Source organism: Conexibacter woesei DSM 14684 (genome assembly GCF_000025265.1).
GTDB classification, from domain to species: Bacteria; Actinomycetota; Thermoleophilia; order Solirubrobacterales; family Solirubrobacteraceae; genus Conexibacter; species Conexibacter woesei.
In genome coordinates this window covers 6,287,248-6,302,451 of the sequence record NC_013739.1, presented here as the reverse complement: position 1 = coordinate 6,302,451, position 15,204 = coordinate 6,287,248, and the positions used below count along the sequence as shown (strand labels likewise).

Below are 15,204 nucleotides of genomic sequence, written 5' to 3'. Positions count from 1 at the left end.
GACCGACCATGCCGCGACTCGTCGTGCGGACGCTCATCGCGAGCCTCCTCTGCATGACCCTCGCCTCGACGATCGCCGCGTGCGGGTCCGGCGACGACGACGGTGGCGGCGGGAACGCCCGCACGACCGCGAGAGCGGACAGCGGCGCCGGCGGCAGAAGAGGGGGGACGCTGAGAGTCCTCACCGAGGAGGACGTCAGCGGGCTCGACCCGGGCGTGACCTACTCGAGCGCCGCGTTCAACCTGCTCTCCGGGACGGTCCGCCCGCTCTACCGTTACGCGCCCGAGAACCCGACCGACATCGAGCCCGACCTCGCCGCCTCCCAGCCGCAGATCTCGGCGGACGGCAGAACCGTCACGGTGAGAATCCGCAGAGGGGTGAGATTCGGCCCGCCGGTGAACCGGGAGGTGACGTCGAGAGACGTCAAGTACGCGATCGAGCGCGGCTTCAATCCGAGCGTCGGCAACCCCTACGCGCCGACGTACTACGGCGACCTCGTCGGCGTCGACAGAGCTGACGGCGGCCCGATCGCCGGGATCGAGACGCCCGACGAGCAGACGATCGTCTTCCGCCTCACGAGACCGACAGGCGGCGTCCTCGCGCAGGCGACGACGCTGCCGCTGTCGGCTCCCGTGCCGCAGGAGTACGCGAGCAGATTCGACGACAAGCCGGAGGGCGAGCTGACCGACTACGGCAACTGGCAGATCTCGTCGGGGCCGTACATGTTCGCCGCCGACGCGAACGGCAGAGCGCTCGGCAACGGGATCGTGCCCGGTCGCAGACTCGAGCTCGTGCGCAACCCGAACTGGGACGCCGCGACCGACGGGCGGCCCGCCTACCTCGACGGCATCGACTGGTCGGTCGGCAACGAGCCGAACGTCGCCGGCCGGCAGGTGCTCGACGGCAGCGGCCTGACGCTCGGCGACACGCCGACCGCCGAGACGGTCAAGCGCGCGGTCCAGCGCTACCCGGAGCAGATCTTCTTCAGCCCCGGCGCCGGCAACCGCTACGCCGCGCTCAACACCGCGATCCCGCCGTTCGACGATCCCGACCTGCGCAAGGCGGTCGCCGCGCAGCTCGACCGCGAGCAGATGCGGCTCGTCCGCGGCGGCGCCTCGATCGGCGACATAGCGACGCACCTCCTCTACCCCGGCGTCGCCGGCTTCGAGGAGGCCGGCGGGATGAGAGGCCCGGAGCTCGACTTCCTCGCGAACCCCGCCGGCGACCCGGCGATCGCGAGAAAGTACATGGCGGCGGCCGGCTACCCCGACGGCAGATACACCGGCAGAGAGACGGTCGAGGTCGTCGGCGTCTCCGGCGACCCGGCCGACAAGGACTCGCAGCTGGTCGACGAGGCGCTCAGACAGCTCGGCTTCAGAACGAAGCTGCGGCTCGTCGACTCGGACACGATGTACGGCAGATTCTGCGCGTCGCCGAAGGCGAGAGCCGAGGTCTGCCCGATCCTCGGGTGGATACGCGACTTCGCCGATCCGCAGACGGTGCTCGACGCCGCCTTCAACGGCACGACGATCTCGCAGGAGGACGGCACCAACTCGAACTGGCCGCAGCTGAACGATCCGAGAATCAATGCGGCGATGGCGAGAGCGGAGTTGGTCGTCGACAAGCAGGAACGTGCCGAGGCGTGGGCGAACATCGATCGCATGATCACCGAGACCGGTGCCGCGATCCCATGGCTGTGGGACAAGCAGCCGGTCATCTCCTCAAAGGACGTCCGCTGCGCCAACCAGCTGTGGAACCAGGGGCACTGCGACTTCGCCTACAGCTCCCTGAGATAGCGCCGCGTCAGGCCGGGCATCGCCGCCGCGGCGCCTCCGGGGCGCGGCGGCGATGATCCGCTACGTCGTGCGCCGGGCGCTGTGGAGCCTGGTGCTGCTGCTGTTCGTGAGCCTGCTCACGTTCGTGCTGTTCTACGTGCTGCCGTCGGGCGATCCCGCGCTGCTGCGGGCCGGCAGAAACGCCTCGCCCGAGGCGCTTGCGCAGATCCGCCGCCAGCTCGGACTCGACGAGCCGCTGCCGGTGCAGTACTGGACCTTCCTGAAGGCGCTGGTGCTGCACTTCGACCTCGGCTACAGCTGGTACAACGACGCGCCGGTGAAGTCGCTGATCGCCGACCGGCTGCCGGCGACGATCTCGCTCACGCTCGGCGCGGTGGTGCTGTGGCTGGCGATCGCGATCCCGATCGGGATCGTCTCCGCGCTGCACCGCCGGACGTGGGCCGACCGGCTCTTCATGGGCGGCGCACTGATCGCGGTCTCCGCGCCCGTCTACTGGGTCGGCCTCGTCGCGCTGTACCTGTTCGCCGACGACATCGGCCAGTTCCCGCTGCTGCCCGGCGCCAACTCCTACGTTGCGCTGACCGATGACCCCGGCGCTTGGTTCGGCGCGCTGCTGCTGCCGTGGCTGGTGCTCGCCGGCGCGTTCGCCGCGGTCTACGCGCGGATGCTGCGCGGCAGCCTGATCGAGACGATGTCGCTGGACTTCGTCCGGACCGCGCGCGCGAAGGGGATCTCCGAGCGCCGCGTGGTGCTGCGCCACGGCGTGCGCGTCGCGATCACGCCCGTCGTGACGCTGCTCGGCGTCGACATCGGCGTTCTGCTCGGCGGCGCGATCCTCGTCGAGACGGTCTTCAACATCCCCGGCATCGGGCGGCTCGGCTTCGACGCGATCGACCACGCCGACTTCCCGGTGATCCAGGGGACGGTGCTGCTCGCGGCGCTCTGCGTCGTCGTCGCGAACCTCGTCGTCGACCTCGTCTACGCGCTGCTGGACCCGCGCGTGCGCTACGACGCCCGCTGAGCGCTACTCCTCGGTGGAGTCGTCCTCGTCCTCGTCGTCGTCCTCGACGTAGAGCGACTCGCGCGCAAGCTCGTCGCCGGCGGCCGAGAACAGCTTCACGTCGAGGAAGTCGGAGCGGTACGCGTCCGGCGCAATGAGTGTGAAGCGGTAGTCGACCAGCTCGCACTGGTCGACGGAGAGGTCGGCCAGCTCGGCGGTCACGATCGCGCCGTTCTTGACGAGCGGGACGCCCCAGATCAGCGTGATGTCGGCCGTTCTGCCGCCCTCGCCGCGCCAGCTGCCGATGACCTCCTCGTTGAGGTCGATCTGCCAGTCGGGGTTCGCGTCCGCCGTCTCGCTCGTGAAGTCCGCGTGGGCCGCGAAGTCGTCCGGCGCGCCGTTGTCGCCGACGCCGAAGGAGACGTAGCCGAACAGCTCGTAGCCCTCGGTCGTGCGGGCGGTCGCGGGGACGTAGGTGCGCGTTCCGTACGTGCGGTCGGGGTACCAGACGATCTCGCCGGCGTTGCCGAGCTCCTCGTCGCCCGGGTCGATCTCGGCGACGGCGGCCTTGAACCAGCCGGCGAGCGTGTCCGCCCAGCGCCCGTACGGGAGCGTCTCCTGCGGCGGCTCGGCGGCGAAGCGGATGACGTAGCGATCGGTCGGCGGCATAGCTGCGGAGCCTACTGCGGCGCCACCTCGACAAGCAGCGTGACCGGTCCGTCGTTGACCAGCTCGACCTCCATGTGGGCGCCGAAGACGCCGCGGCGCGCGTCCAGCAGCTCGCAGACGCGCTCGTACAGCGGCGCCGCGACGTCCGGCGGCGCGGCTGCGACGTAGCTCGGCCGCGTGCCCTTGCGCGCGTCGCCGTAGAGCGTGAACTGGCTGATGCAGAGGACCTCGCGCCGCGGGCCGAGCGGCTCGTTCATGCGGCCGTCGGCGTCCGGGAAGACGCGCAGCGCGCGCACCTTCTCGGCGAGTCGCAGCGCCTCGCGCTCGCCGTCGCCGTGCGTCACGCCGAGCAGCACGAGCAGCCCGGCGCCGATCTCGCCGACGGTCTCGCCGTCCACGCGCACGCTCGCGCGCGCGACGCGTTGGACGAGCGCTCGCACCCCGCGGCCCTACGCCTCGCGCAGCTCGGCGGCGGCCTGCTCGGGCGCCACGATGTTGAGGTGCAGGCCGGTCCCCAGCTCCAGGCCGGCGAGGTGGGTCAGCCGCGGCATCACGTCGATCCGCCAGCAGAAGTGGTCGGCGCCGCGCGGCGCCGTGCGGATCCAGAGGTTCAGCGGCGGCGGCGCGCCGAGCCGGCGGCCGAGCCGGTTGAGCACGTCGTGCAGCAGCGCGGCGGCGGTCGGCCCGTCGTCCTCGAAGTGGGCGCGCGCTTGGCGCGGCACGATCATCAGCTGGTACGGCAGCCGGCTGCCGAACGGCGCCATCGCGACCGCCTCGTCGTCGATCGCGACGATCCGGTCGCGGCGGCGGACCTCCTCCTGGACGAGGTCGGCGAGCAGGTTGCCGCCCATCGTCCGCACCGCGTAGGCGCCGAAGCGCTCGCGCTCGCGGGCGACCGCCGCCGGCACGAAGCCGAGCGCGTAGAGCTGGGCGTGCGTGTGCGGCAGCGACGCACCGGCCTCTCGCCGCTCGTTGACGATCAGGTGGGTGTAGGAGGCGCCCGGCGCGTGCACGCGCATCCGCTCGCGCCAGACCTCCATCGCCGCCGCGACCTGGTCCGGCTCGAGCGCCGCGAGCGACGTGACCGACTGCGGTGCGTTGACGATCACCTCGTGGGCGCCGTAGGCAGGTGCGGTCGTGAAGAGGTCGGGCTGGGCGTCGCGCTCGAGCGGCGGCGGCTCGGCCGGCTCCGGCGCCAGCGCCGGATAGAGGTTCGGCACGACCCGCACCGTCCAGCCGGGCGTGTCGGCGGGGCCGTCGCCCGGCCGGACCGCGAACACCTCAGGCGGGGTGCGGTCCTCGTGGCCCTCGGCGAACGGATCGCTCTCACGGTCCAATGGCGGCCCGGGCTCGGCTCTGAGCCCCGCGCCGGGGCGACCCGCGCGCTCGGCGGCGACGATCGTCTTGAGACCCGTGAGCGGGTCGACGCGGACCTCAGGCAAGGCGCTTCTCCATTGCGATGTGCTCTATCCCGGCTTCGACGAAGACATGTCCGCGCGGCTCGTAGCCGTCGGCGAGGTAAAGGTCGCGCGCGTACGTCTGCGCGTGCAGGACGATCCGCCTCGCGCCGGCGTCGAGCGCCTCGGCGTCGGCGGCCTGCAGCAGCCGCGTAGCGATCCCGCGGCGGCGGGCCGCGACGTCGACCGCGAGCCGGCTGAACTGGACCGTGCGGTCGACGAACAGCAGCCGGCAGGTGCCGAGGACGACGCCGTCCTCGACCGCGACGAGGTGGAGCGCCTCACCGTCGCGGCCGTCGATCTCCTCACGCTTGGGCACGCCCTGCTCGACGCAGAAGACCCGATCGCGGACCTCCATCGCAGCGTCCAGCTCCTTGCGGCTGGCGACACGGCGGATCTCGACGCTCACGAGCTCGGCTTCGCACCGAGATAGCGCTGGAGGTCCCGCTCGAAGTCCGCGTCCTCGCGGTAGGGGCCCTGGTGCATGTAGGCCCGCTCGCCGTCTCTGTCGTAGAAGACGGTCCCGGGGATGCCGACGCGGATCCCGACCGCGTCGGTGATCTTGCCGTCGGCGTCGACGTAGCTCGGGTACGCGAGCCAGTGTCTTCTCAGCCACCCCTGCGCATCTTCCGCGACGTCTCTCGTGTCGACGCCGAGGAACCCGATCGTCGTTCCATATCTGACAGCCGCGCGTTGCAGGACCGGGAACTCCTCCTTGCACGGTCCGCACCACGACGCCCAGACGTTGACGACGAACGGGTGCCCTCTGAGCGCTGCGAAGCGTCTGTCGAACGCCGGCTTTCCACCGGGCAGCAGCTCGTTCGCGTCGGCGTGGAGCGAGGCCAGGGCGGGCGGCGCGTCGGCCAGCGCGGCTCTCGCCTCGGCCGGCGTGGGGACCTTCGCGGACGGCTCGTCGCCGCCGCAGCCCGCCAGCACAGCCGCCGCGAGCGCACAGCAGGCGATCAGGACGACGGGGGCGCGCATCGCGAAAAGCTTGGCACATCAGGCGATCAGGACGCCCTATCTGCTTCAATACGGATATCCTGCTGCATTGCACGGGGGAGCGCTGGTGAGGAACCCTTCCGTGCACCGGCTCGCGCCGGTCTTCTGAGCCGCCGACAGACGCACCGCGGCTCGTCCCTCATCCCAAAGGCAACGTACATCGCGAGGCACTCCGCCTCTATGCCGTTCATGGCTGAATCGACGCCAATTCCCGACGCCCGCGCCATCGCGGCCGCTGAGCGCTTCACACGCGAGCGCTTCGTCCACGAGGGCGAAGACGCCGCGGACGCGCTCGCGCCCGGCAGTGCCCGGCGCCGCGCGCTCGACGCTGCGCTCGCCGAGATCGAGGCGGGCGCGAAGGTGCCGTCGATCGAATGGCGGCGCGAGTACTCGCTGCTGGTCGGCCTCGAGCGCCTGCTGAGCGAGGAGGAGGCCCATCTCGCCGACGGGACGCTGCTCAACCCGCACCAGGTCGACGCGCTCTCCGGAACCCTGACCGCCCTGATGGCGGAGGTTCAGCGCACCGGGAACGGGTCCAACGGGAACGGCAGCGGCGTGGCGCACGTGCCGGCGCCGCCCGAAGAGGAGCCGGTCGAGCTGGCCTCCTCCGCGATCCCCGGCGAGGAGGAGATCGACCTCGAGGAGGGCGAGCCCGACGAGGAGCCGCAGGACTGGCAGGACGAGGCCGAGGAGGGCGACGACGAGGTCCAGCTGGCCGAGCAGCCGGAGGATCCCAACGCCGCCCGCCGCTTCTGGTTCGAGCACGCGACCGGTGCCGGCAAGACGGTCGCCGCACTCGGCTTCGTCGAGGCGTCGCGCACCGGCGGCGTGCTGATCCTGACCCACCGCCGCAACCTCGTCGACCAGTTCCACGGCGAGCTGAGAGAGCGCGGCTACGCCAACCGCATATCGGCGCCGCTGCTCGCGGGCCAGGACAGCGCGAGGGGCCCGGTCACGGTCGAGACCTACCAGTGGTTCGTCCGCAACGCCGGCAAGATCTCTGACGCCTACACGATCGTCATCTGCGACGAGGCGCACACGGCGCTTGGCGAGAAGACGAGCGCGTCGATCCGCAAGTGGGCCGGCCCGGTCTTCGTCGGCATGACCGCGACGGGCGCGCTGATCGCCCGCCACGTCACCGACCTGTTCCCGACGCAGACGTCGCGCTTCGACCTCGCGCAGGCCGCCCGCCGCGGCGTCATCTCGCCGCTGCGCTGCATCCGCATCCCGCCCGGTCCGGGCGTCCGCACGATCGCGAAGGTGCCGCTGCGGCGCGGCGAGGTCGACACCGAGTTCGATCAGGAGATGCTGGCCGAGCTGCTCGATCAGCTGCCGTTCAACCTCGCGATCGCCGACCTCTACAGATCGCGCTTCAACAACGTCCCGGGCGTCGTCTACACCGCCGGCGTGCGCCACGCCTACAACGTCGCGCAGGCGTTCCGCGACGTCGGCATGAAGGCGCAGGCGGTCTCGGGCGAGACGCCCAAGCGCGAGCTGGCGCGGATCCTCGCCGACTACGAGCGCGGCCGGATCGACGTGCTGATCAACGCGCAGCTGCTCGCGGAGGGCTGGAACTCCCCGCGCGCGACGGTCTGCATGCACCTCGCGCCGACGGCCTCCAAGCGCATCTACCAGCAGCGCGTCGGCCGCGTCACGCGCCGGCAGCAGGGGAAGGAGGCCGGCATCGTCGTCGACTTCGTCCACCCTGCGACCAAGCACGACGAGGCTGTCGTCACGCTTCACTCGCTGCTCGACCGCGACGTCTACCGCGGTGGCGCGATCGTCGTCGGCCCGGTCCGCCGCGGGCGCGGCCGGCGCGTGCGCGTCGAGCGCCGCGTGCTGCCGGTGACGCCCGATCCCGACCGCCGCGCCGAGGTCTTCGAGCGCGAGCTGTGGCGGATCGCCGTCGACCACCTCGACTACGGCGAGCAGCACGTCTGGTCCGCGCTCGCGGGCGCGCGCGTCGCGCCCAACGGCTGGCGCCGCGCGAAAGCGATGCTCCACTTCGACCGCCAGGGCGACCTCAAGCGGCGCTTCCTGATCACGGCGGTCGAGCGCAACCGCAACGCGCAGCTGCGACTGAGGGCGCTCCAGGAGATCGCCGCCGCGAGGGATGCGGAGGCGTTCGACCAGGCGATCGACCTGATGGCGACGTGGCCCCGCGACGAGCGGCGCGAGGGCGTCAAGATCATGCTTCAGGCGCTCGCCGAGAAGAGGATTGGCCGTAGGGACCAAGCGAACGCGTGGATCTGGCGGATGGCCGAGTACACGCGTGAGGTGCACGAGGAGTACGCCGTGCAGCGCTGGCCCGAGACCAAGCGCCTGCTCGGCCTGCTCGTCAACTCCTCCGGCGGGGCGCACGCGCGCAACGCCCGTAGGCTGGTGCACGCCTCGCGCAGACAGGACCGCCGCCTCTCCGCCGCGCTGCTCGCCGCCGCGCTGGCGCACACGCCGGAGGCGGAGGAGGCGCTCCGCGGCGCGCGCACGAGGATGGCCCGCAAGCCGTCCGCGCTCGCCCGCGAGCTGTTGAGGAACTTCCCCAGAGGCCGTCGCTCGCGCGGCGCGCGCCGCCGCCGCAAGGGTGCGAAGGAGGGCGCCGCGCCTGAGGAGCAGCTCGCCGCGACCGCGGCGGCGACCGAGGCCGTCGACGGGGACGGGCCGGACTCCGCGGTGCTCGACGAGGCGCTGGGCGCGCCGACGAGCGGCGACGAGGCCCCTGCCCGCTCCAGACGCGGCTCACGCAGACGCCGCGGCGGCCGCGGCCGCCGTGCGGCCGCGGACGGCGCGACGGCGCAAGCGCAGGACGCGGCTGGGTCGCAGCGCTCCTCGCGCGACGCAAGTGCGGCCGCGACGGACGGCGACGAGGTCGCCGGTGCCGAGACACCGAGAAACGAGATACTCGCGGCGGCCGTGGTCGAGCAGGCGGAAGCCGTGCCGACGCTGCAGACGGAGCCGGAACCGGCGCCGCTCGTCGCGGTCGCGCCGGTCGCCGCCTCGCGGGCGAGACGCGCCGCGGGCAGGAGATCGGCCGCCGCCAGAAGATCCGCCACGGGCACGAGAGCTGCCGCCGCCGGCAGGGGCGCGAGGGGCAGGAGAGCGGCGAGAGCGCGCAGCGCTGCCGCCGACGCTGCCGATCACCAGCTGGAGCTGGTGCCGTCGGTTGTCGAGGAGCTGCAGCGCCCGCGCGGGCGCCGCACCGCCGCGACGGCGATCGACGCGGTCACGGCTGCCGCCGACGCTGTGCGCGCCGCCGCCGGCGACAACGGCACGGCGAGGCCGGCGATACCGCCGCCGAGAGCGAGAAGAGCGAGAAGAGCGCCGCAGGCCAGAGCCGCGAGAGCGCCGAGAGCGAGAGCCGTCGGCGCGAGAAGCGCGGCGGCCGCGAGAAGAGCGGCGGCGCCGAGAGCGGCGGCTGTCGCCAGGAGAGCGGTTGCCGCGAGAGCCGCGGCGGCGAGCGCGAGAAGACCCTCGGCGGCTGCCAGAAGTGCGGCGGCGAGAGCGAGACGACCGGCGGCGAGAAGACACGCGGCGGCGAGAAGACCCGCCGCCGCTAGAAGAGCGGCCGCGGCGAGAGGCGCGGCGGCGAGAAGACCTGCGGCAGCGGCCAGAAGAGCTGCGGCGAGAGCCAGAAGACCCGCCGCCAGAGCGAGAAGAGCCGCGAGAGCCAGAAGCGCCGCCGCCGCGGAGTAGCGCGGCGGCAGGAGCGGGAGCGCCGCCGCGCACAAGCGCGCGCGGTGGACGCGAGGAGCGCGGTCGGCGGAAGCGAGAAGCGCGGCCGCGGATCAGCGCGGCTGCCGGAGTGCGCGGTCGCTTCAGCGCGGCAGTGCGCCGAGGTGCACCTCGCCGGCGTCGAGCAGCACCTCGTCGCCCGTGCCGGTGCGGATCCGCAGGCGGCCGTCGTCGGCTATCCCCGCGGCGGTGCCGTGTCCGCCGCTCCAGTCGATCGGCCGGCCCAGCAGCGCGTCGCGCGCGCGGTAGGCGGCCAGCAGATCCTCGTCGCCGACGTCGAGCCAGCGCCCCAGCGCTTCGAGCAGCAGCTCCAGCGCGCGCTCCAGCTCGGCCGGGTCGCGGCTGAGCGTCGTCGCCCGCTCGCGCACCTCCGGTGGCAGCGCCGCCGGGTCGACCGCGACGTTGAGGCCGATCCCGAGCACCGCCCAGCCTTCCTGGAGCCTTCCCTCGGCGAGGATCCCGGCGACCTTGCGCCCGTCGAGCAAGACGTCGTTGGGCCACTTGATCGCCGGCTCGCGCCGCTCGCGGTCGAGCGCGACGGCGACGTCGGCGACGGCGAGCGCGGCTGCCAGCGTCAGCAGCGGCGGCGGGTCGCGCAGCACGACGGAGACCGCCAGTGCCGTGCCGGGCGGGGTCGTCCACGCGCGGCCCTGGCGTCCGCGCCCGGCCGTCTGCTCACGCGCGGTCACGACTGTGCCGTGCGGCGCTCCCGTGACTGCCAGCTCCTGCGCGCGGGCGTTGGTCGAGCCGATCGAGCGGTGGTGGAGGCGCGGATGGCCGAGTGCGCCGCTCACGACGCCGCGTCCGCTCGCAGCGCCGCCACCAGGCCGTCGACGTCGTGCTGCGCCGCCTCGACGTGCGGCTCGAGCCCCAGCTCGCGCAGCGTCGCGCTCGTGACCGGGCCGATCGAGACGATTCGTGTCCGCTCGCCGAGCCCGTCCGCGCCGCCGAGCGCGTCGAGGAAGAAGCGCACCGTCGAGGACGAGGTGAACGTCACGTAGTCGGCCGCGCGCGCCGCGCCGCGCGCGTCGTCGCCGAGCGGCTCCGCGACCGTCTCGTAGAGCTCGACGACGTCGACCTCGGCGCCGCGAGCGCGCAGCGCGTCCGGCAGCACGTCGCGGGCGACGCGGGCGCGGGCGACGAGCGCGCGGCTGACCGGGACGTCCGCCAGCGCTTCGACGAGCGCCTCGGCGACGAACCGCTCCGGCACGACGTCGGCGATCACGCCGTGCTCGCGCAGTGCCCGCGCCGTGCCGGGGCCGATCGCGGCGATCCGCGCGCCGGCCAGCGCGCGCGCGTCACGTCCGCCGGCCGCAAGCCGCTCGAACAGCTTTGCGACGCCGTTGGGGGACGTCAGGCAGACGAGGTCGTAGCCGCTGGGATCGAGCGCCACGCCCGGGTCGACCGGGACGATCCGAATCGCCGGCGTCTCCAGCGCGTCGGCGCCGAGCGCGCGCAGCCGTGCCGCCAGCCCGCTGGCCTGCGCTCGCGCCCGCGTGACGGCGACGGTGCGACCGGCCAGCGGCCGCTCCTCGAACCAGCGCAGCCCCTCGCCGCGCAGCGCGGCGACGGGGCCGACGAGCGTGATCGACGGCGGTCTGATCTCCTCCGCGGCGGCTGTCTCGGCGATCGTCGCGAGCGTCGCGACGACGGTCCGCTGGCGCGGCAGTGTGCCGCGCTCGATCACGGCCGCGGGCTCGTCCGGCGCACGGCCGCCGGCGATCAGCTGCTCGGCGATCCGCGGCAGCTGCTTGACGCCCATGTAGAAGACGAGCGTGCCGGGGAAGCCGGCCAGGGCCGGCCAGTCGATCGCCGACTCCGGCTTCGCCGGGTCCTCGTGGCCGGTGATCAGCGCGACGGCGCTGGAGCGGTCGCGGTGGGTGACGGGGATGCCGGCGTATGCGGGAGCCGCGACCCCGGACGTGACGCCCGGGACGACCTCGAACGCGATCCCGGCGGCGCGCAGCACGAGCGCCTCCTCGCCGCCGCGTCCGAACACGAACGGGTCGCCGCCCTTCAGCCGCACGACGAGCTTGCCGGCCGAGCCGTGCGCGACCAGCAGCCGGTCGATCTCCTCCTGCGGCATCGACGGCCCGCGTCCCTCCTTGCCGACGTAGATCAGCTCGGCGTCCGCGCGGGCGCCGTCGAGCGCGGTCACGGGGATCAGGCGGTCGTAGAGGATCGTGTCGGCGGCGGCGATCAGCTCCAGCGCGCGCGCCGTCAGCAGACCCGGGTCGCCGGGACCGGCGCCGACGAGGTGGACGGTCACAGCGGCACTCCTTCCGGCGTGCTCGCGGGCGGCGGCGAGCCCGCCCCCGCCTGCTCGGCGCGCGCCAGCAGCTCGGCCGCGCCGGCCGCGAGCAAGCGCGTCCCGGCGGCTACGCCGAACGTCTCCGGGTCGATCCCGGCGGCGGCGCTCAGCTCGTCGCGCAGCCACGCCGAGCCGTCCGGCAGGCCGACGAACGAGCGCAGCCGCAGCCCGCCGTCGGCGGTCCGCACGGCGTGCGCGCCGAGCGGGGTGTGGCAGGTGGCGCCGAGCCGGCGCACGAGCGCGCGCTCGGCGGCGAGGCACGCGGCTGCGTCGGCGTCGGTGATCGCGGCGGCTGCCGCGCGTGCGCGGTCGTCGTCGGCACGGGTCTCCAGCGCGAGCGCGCCCTGGCCGGGCGCCGGCACGAGTTGGTCGAGCACGGCGCCGATCGCGGCGCCGCGATCGAGCCGCTCCAGCCCTGCGACCGCGAGCACGATCGCTGCGGCCTGGCCGTCGGCGAGCTTGCGCAGGCGCGTGTCGACGTTGCCGCGCAGCGCGACGACGCCGAGGTCCGGCCGCAGCGCCCGCAGCTCGGCGGCGCGGCGCAGGCTGCTCGTGCCGACGACGGCGCCGTCCGGCAGCTGCTCCAGCGACGCGGCGCCGCAGAGCGCGTCGCGCGCGTCGGCGCGCGCCGGGACGCCCGCGAGCACGAAGCCGTCCGGCAGCTCCGCCGGGACGTCCTTGGCCGAGTGGACCGCGACGTCGACCTCGTCGGCGAGCAGCGCCGCCTCCAGCTCCTTGACCCAGCGCGACTTGTCGCCGAGCAGTCTGCCGCGGTCGCCGCTCGTGGTGATCGGGATGACCTCGACCTGCGCGCCGCCGTCGCGCAGCAGGCTCGCGACGTGCTCGGCCTGCACCAGCGCGAGCGCGCTGGCGCGCGTGCCGATGCGCAGGACGCTCACGCCGGCGGCGCGTCGCGACGACGCAGCTGGCGGACCTCGGCGAGCGGCTGCTCCGCCTCGATCCCCTCCGGCACGTCCTCGAGCCCGAACAGGTCCCGCACGACCTGCATGCGCAGGTGGACGCGGTCGTCGGACATGCCCTTCATCCGCAGGGTCGGCTCGTGCAGGATGCGGTTGACGACCGCCTGCGCGAGCGCCTCGATGCGCTCGAGGTCCTTCTCGGAGGCGGACTCCCAGCGGCCGGCGTTCTCGCGCACGATCTGCTCCGCGATCGCCTGACCCTGCGCCCGCAGCGCGCCGACGGTCGGCAGCACCTCCAGCGAGCCGAGCCACTCGGCGAAGCGCTGGATCTCCTCCTCGACGATCCCCTCGGCGTGCTGCGCCTCGACCTGGCGGACCGAGCGGTTGCGCCGCACGACGCTCTGCAGGTCGTCGACGTTGTAGAGCGCGACGCCGGGCACGTGGCGCACGTCGGAGGCGACGTCGCGCGGGACGGCGAGGTCAATGATCAGCAGCGCGCGGCCGTCGCGCGCGTCCATCACCGCCGCGACCTCCTCGGCCTCGAGGATCGGGTGCGGCGAGGAGGTCGTGCAGATGACGGCGTCGGCGCGCTCCAGCTCCTGCGGCAGCGCGTCGAAGCTCGTCGCCTGGCCGCCGAAGCGCTGCGCGAGGCTGATCGCGCGGTCGCGGCGGCGGTTGGCGACGAAGATCGCCTCGACGCCGTGGTCGGCGAGCGCGCGCGCCGCCAGCTCGCTCGTCTCGCCGGCGCCGACGAGCAGCACCTCGCGCCGCTCCAGCCCGGACAGCTGCTCGGCCGCGAGCGCCGCGGCGATCGAGGAGACGCTGAGCCGCCGCTCGCCGAGGCGCGTCTCGCTGCGGACGCGCTTGCCGGTCGCGAGCGCGGCGCGGAAGAGGTGGTTGGTCAGCGGCCCGGTCGACTGCGCCGCGAGCGCGTCGTCGTAGGCGCGCTTGACCTGGCCCTGCACCTCGGCCTCGCCGACGATCATCGACTCCAGCCCGCTCGTGACGCGGTAGAGGTGGCGGGCGGCGTCGCAGTTGCGCAGCGCGTAGATCGAGCCGGCCAGCTCGGTCGGGCGGATGCCGGCCTTGCGCGCGAGCATCCCCAGCACGCGCGTCTCGGCCTCGACCGGGTCGCTCGCGACGACGTAGACCTCGGTGCGGTTGCAGGTCGATATCGCGACGGCCTCCTGCACGTCGGCGACGCCGAGCGTGTCGCGCAGGAACGCCTCGACCTTGCCGGGCGTCAGCGCGAGCCGCTCGCGGACCGCGACCGGCGCGGTCTTGTGCGAGACGCCGATGCCGAGCACTTCGCTCACGCGACGGGGTCCTGCTCGTGGTCGCGGCGGTCGAGCGCGGCGTTCAGCTCGCTGAGGTCGCGCTCGAGCCGTTGCAGCTTCGTCGCCATGATCCCGACGTAGATCAGCACGATCGCGAAGAAGACGATGAAGGCGGCGGCGACGTAGCGGCCGGCCTTGTCGTAGGGCACCGCGGGAGCGGCGGCGAGGAGGGCGAGTGGGTTCACGTCGCGATCTCCTCGCGTCCGGGGGAAGGTGCCTTGGGTGCGCTGCGGCCGTTCGGCTGGTCGTCGGGGGCGATCGTCGGCGCGGCGCTGCGCCCGAGCGGGGCGACGGCGTCGTCGCCGAGCAGCCGGCGTCTGAGCGCGCGCAGCTGCCAGGTGGCGTTCTTCTGGGTGATCTCGTACTTGACCATCAGCACGAACAACAGGCCCATCGCGACGAGCGAGACGAGGAAGACGAACATCATCTGCCCCGGCATGCCGCCGTCGGCGGTCGCGAACGTGCGCGGATGGACGAGGCTCGACGCCATCCGCACGGCCATGAAGTTGAGCGGCACGAAGGCGCCGGCCATGATCGCGAAGACCGACGCGTAGCGGGCCTGGCGCTCGGGATCCTCGATCGAGAAGCGCAGCGGCTGGTAGGTCGCGTAGAGCAGGAAGACGATCAGGAACGAGACGAGCGTCGGCTCGTCCCAGACCCACCAGTGCCCCCACGACGCCTTCGCCCAGATCGCGCCGCTGATCAGGCCTATGACGTTGAAGATCAGCGCGATGTGGATCACCACGTAGGAGCGCAGGTCCCAGCGCCGGTCGTCGCTGCGCAGGTGCTTGAACGCGAACACGCCGGCCACCACGTACGCGATCAGCGTGATGATCGCGACCGGGACGTGGAGGTAGAAGATCTTCTGGATGAAGCCCTGGTCGGCGTCGTTCGGCGCGTAGAAGACGACGAGCGCGAACGTCACGGTGAGGGCGGCGAGGGCGGCGAGCGTGAGCGCCCGCAGCCCCTTCCCGTACATGCGG

Annotated in this window: 14 protein-coding genes; 3 read left to right on the top strand and 11 right to left on the bottom strand. The window is 73.3% G+C overall.

Annotation, left to right across the window (positions count from 1 at the left end; genetic code table 11):
* The first annotated feature begins 8 nt into the window (after positions 1 to 8).
* Together CWOE_RS29565 and CWOE_RS29560 are read left to right on the top strand one after the other, a co-directional pair.
* On the top strand, positions 9 to 1,796 hold the full coding sequence (locus CWOE_RS29565; RefSeq protein ID WP_012937340.1) for an ABC transporter substrate-binding protein: 1,788 nt from the start codon (positions 9 to 11) through the stop codon (positions 1,794 to 1,796).
* Between the two features lie 52 nt (positions 1,797 to 1,848).
* On the top strand, positions 1,849 to 2,817 hold the full coding sequence (locus tag CWOE_RS29560; RefSeq protein WP_012937339.1) for an ABC transporter permease: 969 nt from the start codon (positions 1,849 to 1,851) through the stop codon (positions 2,815 to 2,817).
* Between the two features lie 3 nt (positions 2,818 to 2,820).
* Here the strand turns inward: CWOE_RS29560 and CWOE_RS29555 are convergent, their stop codons facing one another.
* The 5 genes from CWOE_RS29555 to CWOE_RS31745 are packed head-to-tail and all read right to left on the bottom strand — an operon-like array spanning position 2,821 to position 5,906.
* Complete coding sequence (locus CWOE_RS29555) at positions 2,821 to 3,465, bottom strand: hypothetical protein (protein ID WP_012937338.1); 645 nt, start codon at positions 3,463 to 3,465, stop codon at positions 2,821 to 2,823.
* 11 nt (positions 3,466 to 3,476) lie between these two features.
* The gene (dtd, locus tag CWOE_RS29550) at positions 3,477 to 3,905 is read right to left on the bottom strand and encodes a D-aminoacyl-tRNA deacylase (RefSeq protein ID WP_012937337.1); all 429 of its coding nucleotides are present in this window, start codon (positions 3,903 to 3,905) and stop codon (positions 3,477 to 3,479) included.
* Between the two features lie 9 nt (positions 3,906 to 3,914).
* The gene (locus CWOE_RS29545; protein ID WP_012937336.1) at positions 3,915 to 4,907 is read right to left on the bottom strand and encodes a galactose-1-phosphate uridylyltransferase; all 993 of its coding nucleotides are present in this window, start codon (positions 4,905 to 4,907) and stop codon (positions 3,915 to 3,917) included.
* Positions 4,900 to 5,331, bottom strand: coding sequence for a GNAT family N-acetyltransferase (locus tag CWOE_RS29540; RefSeq protein ID WP_012937335.1), 432 nt, complete (start codon positions 5,329 to 5,331; stop codon positions 4,900 to 4,902). The genes CWOE_RS29545 and CWOE_RS29540 overlap by 8 nt, the downstream gene beginning before the upstream one ends.
* Positions 5,328 to 5,906, bottom strand: a complete 579-nt coding sequence (locus CWOE_RS31745; protein WP_012937334.1) for a TlpA family protein disulfide reductase — start codon at positions 5,904 to 5,906, stop codon at positions 5,328 to 5,330. Before CWOE_RS31745 ends, CWOE_RS29540 begins: the two co-directional genes overlap by 4 nt.
* Before the next feature lie 207 nt (positions 5,907 to 6,113).
* Between CWOE_RS31745 and CWOE_RS29530 the strand changes: the two genes are divergently transcribed.
* On the top strand, positions 6,114 to 9,614 hold the full coding sequence (locus tag CWOE_RS29530) for a DEAD/DEAH box helicase (protein ID WP_160165579.1): 3,501 nt from the start codon (positions 6,114 to 6,116) through the stop codon (positions 9,612 to 9,614).
* A gap of 122 nt (positions 9,615 to 9,736) precedes the next feature.
* Here CWOE_RS29530 and CWOE_RS29525 read toward each other — a convergent pair whose 3' ends face one another.
* The 6 genes from CWOE_RS29525 to CWOE_RS29500 are packed head-to-tail and all read right to left on the bottom strand — an operon-like array spanning position 9,737 to position 15,200.
* Positions 9,737 to 10,447, bottom strand: a complete 711-nt coding sequence (locus tag CWOE_RS29525; protein WP_012937332.1) for a biotin--[acetyl-CoA-carboxylase] ligase — start codon at positions 10,445 to 10,447, stop codon at positions 9,737 to 9,739.
* Positions 10,444 to 11,922, bottom strand: a complete 1,479-nt coding sequence (gene cobA, locus CWOE_RS29520) for a uroporphyrinogen-III C-methyltransferase (protein WP_012937331.1) — start codon at positions 11,920 to 11,922, stop codon at positions 10,444 to 10,446. The genes CWOE_RS29525 and cobA overlap by 4 nt, the downstream gene beginning before the upstream one ends.
* On the bottom strand, positions 11,919 to 12,863 hold the full coding sequence (hemC, locus tag CWOE_RS29515; protein ID WP_012937330.1) for a hydroxymethylbilane synthase: 945 nt from the start codon (positions 12,861 to 12,863) through the stop codon (positions 11,919 to 11,921). The genes cobA and hemC overlap by 4 nt, the downstream gene beginning before the upstream one ends.
* Positions 12,860 to 14,200, bottom strand: a complete 1,341-nt coding sequence (hemA, locus tag CWOE_RS29510; protein ID WP_012937329.1) for a glutamyl-tRNA reductase — start codon at positions 14,198 to 14,200, stop codon at positions 12,860 to 12,862. The genes hemC and hemA overlap by 4 nt, the downstream gene beginning before the upstream one ends.
* The gene (locus CWOE_RS29505; RefSeq protein WP_012937328.1) at positions 14,197 to 14,406 is read right to left on the bottom strand and encodes a hypothetical protein; all 210 of its coding nucleotides are present in this window, start codon (positions 14,404 to 14,406) and stop codon (positions 14,197 to 14,199) included. The genes hemA and CWOE_RS29505 overlap by 4 nt, the downstream gene beginning before the upstream one ends.
* Positions 14,403 to 15,200: a cytochrome c biogenesis protein gene (locus CWOE_RS29500; RefSeq protein WP_012937327.1), complete on the bottom strand. Its 798-nt coding sequence runs from the start codon at positions 15,198 to 15,200 to the stop codon at positions 14,403 to 14,405. Before CWOE_RS29500 ends, CWOE_RS29505 begins: the two co-directional genes overlap by 4 nt.
* Positions 15,201 to 15,204 lie beyond the last annotated feature (4 nt).

Bases quoted from the DNA above. Each gene is read 5' to 3' on its own strand.
- CWOE_RS29560 (WP_012937339.1), top strand. From the start codon at position 1,849: ATGATCCGCTACGTCGTGCGCCGGGCGCTGTGGAGCCTGGTGCTGCTG.
- CWOE_RS29555 (WP_012937338.1), bottom strand. From the start codon at position 3,465: ATGCCGCCGACCGATCGCTACGTCATCCGCTTCGCCGCCGAGCCGCCG.
- CWOE_RS29530 (WP_160165579.1), top strand. From the start codon at position 6,114: ATGGCTGAATCGACGCCAATTCCCGACGCCCGCGCCATCGCGGCCGCT.
- CWOE_RS29565 (WP_012937340.1), top strand. From the start codon at position 9: ATGCCGCGACTCGTCGTGCGGACGCTCATCGCGAGCCTCCTCTGCATG.
- CWOE_RS31745 (WP_012937334.1), bottom strand. From the start codon at position 5,906: ATGCGCGCCCCCGTCGTCCTGATCGCCTGCTGTGCGCTCGCGGCGGCT.
- CWOE_RS29500 (WP_012937327.1), bottom strand. From the start codon at position 15,200: ATGTACGGGAAGGGGCTGCGGGCGCTCACGCTCGCCGCCCTCGCCGCC.